Below are 1,502 nucleotides of genomic sequence, written 5' to 3'. Positions count from 1 at the left end.
TGATGTCGTAGCTCACCAGCAGGTTCTTGGTCTGCTGGTAGTGGTCGAGCATCATCTTGTGGGTTTCACGCCCAACCCCGGACTTTTTGTAGCCACCGAACGCGGCATGCGCCGGGTACAGGTGGTAGCAATTGGTCCATACACGGCCAGCCTTGATCCCGCGGCCCATGCGGTAAGCGCGGTTGATGTCGCGGGTCCACACGCCGGCGCCCAGGCCGAACTCGGTGTCGTTGGCGATCGCCAGCGCTTCGGCTTCGTCCTTGAAGGTGGTGACGCTGACCACCGGGCCGAAGATTTCCTCCTGGAACACGCGCATGCGGTTGTTGCCCTTGAGCAGGGTCGGCTGGATGTAGTAACCGGTGGCCAGCGAGCCTTCGAGTTTTTCAACCTTGCCACCGGTCAGCAACTCGGCACCTTCCTGCTGGGCGATCTCAAGGTACGAGAGGATCTTCTCGAACTGCTGTTGCGAGGCCTGTGCGCCAACCATGGTGTCGGTGTCCAGAGGGTCGCCGCGCTTGATCTGCAGCACCTTCTTCATCACCACTTCCATGAACTGCGGGTAGATCGACTCCTGCACCAGCGCACGCGATGGGCAGGTGCACACTTCGCCCTGGTTGAAGAAAGCCAGCACCATGCCTTCGGCCGCTTTCTCGATGAAGCTCGGCTCGGCTTGCATGATGTCTTCGAAGTACACGTTCGGCGACTTGCCGCCCAGTTCCACGGTGGACGGGATGATGTTTTCGGCGGCGCATTTCATGATGTGCGAGCCAACCGGGGTAGAGCCGGTGAAGGCAATCTTGGCGATGCGCTTGCTGGTCGCCAGCGCTTCACCTGCTTCGCGGCCATAGCCCTGCACCACGTTGAGCACGCCTTTGGGCAGCAGGTCACCGATCACTTCCAGCAGCACGGTGATGCCCAGCGGGGTCTGTTCGGCCGGCTTGAGCACCACGCAGTTGCCAGCGGCCAGGGCCGGTGCAAGCTTCCAGGCGGCCATCAGGATCGGGAAGTTCCACGGGATGATCTGCCCGACCACGCCCAGCGGTTCGTGGATGTGGTAGGCCACGGTGCCTTCGTTGATTTCGGCGGCGCCACCTTCTTGTGCACGAATGCAGCCAGCGAAATAGCGGAAGTGATCGACCGCCAGCGGAATGTCGGCATTCAGGGTTTCGCGGATCGGTTTGCCGTTGTCCCAGGTTTCGGTAATGGCCAGCAGTTCGAGGTTCTGCTCGATGCGGTCGGCGATTTTCAACAGCACATTGGAGCGGTCCTGCACCGAGGTGCGGCCCCAGGCGTCGGCGGCAGCGTGGGCAGCGTCCAGTGCCTTGTCGATGTCTTCGGCAGTGGAGCGGGGGAATTCGGCAATCGGCTGGCCGTTCACCGGGGACGTGTTGGTGAAGTATTCACCCTTTACCGGAGGAACGAACTCACCACCGATGTAGTTACCGTAGCGGTTCTTGAAGGAAACCTTCGCGCCTTCGGTACCGGGATGTGCGTAACGCATG

The 1,502-nt window shown here is 61.3% G+C and carries 1 protein-coding gene; it reads right to left on the bottom strand.

The annotated features are described in order from the left end of the window. A partial coding sequence (locus QME24_RS24665; RefSeq protein WP_281691087.1) for an aldehyde dehydrogenase family protein occupies positions 1–1,501 on the bottom strand: 1,501 nt, incomplete at its 3' end. Between the last annotated feature and the right edge of the window lies 1 nt (position 1,502).

Source organism: Pseudomonas sp. PARCl1, assembly GCF_947311875.1.
GTDB classification, from domain to species: Bacteria; Pseudomonadota; Gammaproteobacteria; order Pseudomonadales; family Pseudomonadaceae; genus Aquipseudomonas; species Aquipseudomonas juntendi.
The sequence above is the reverse complement of the archived record's forward strand: the minus strand, read 5'-3'. Positions and strand labels throughout refer to the sequence as shown.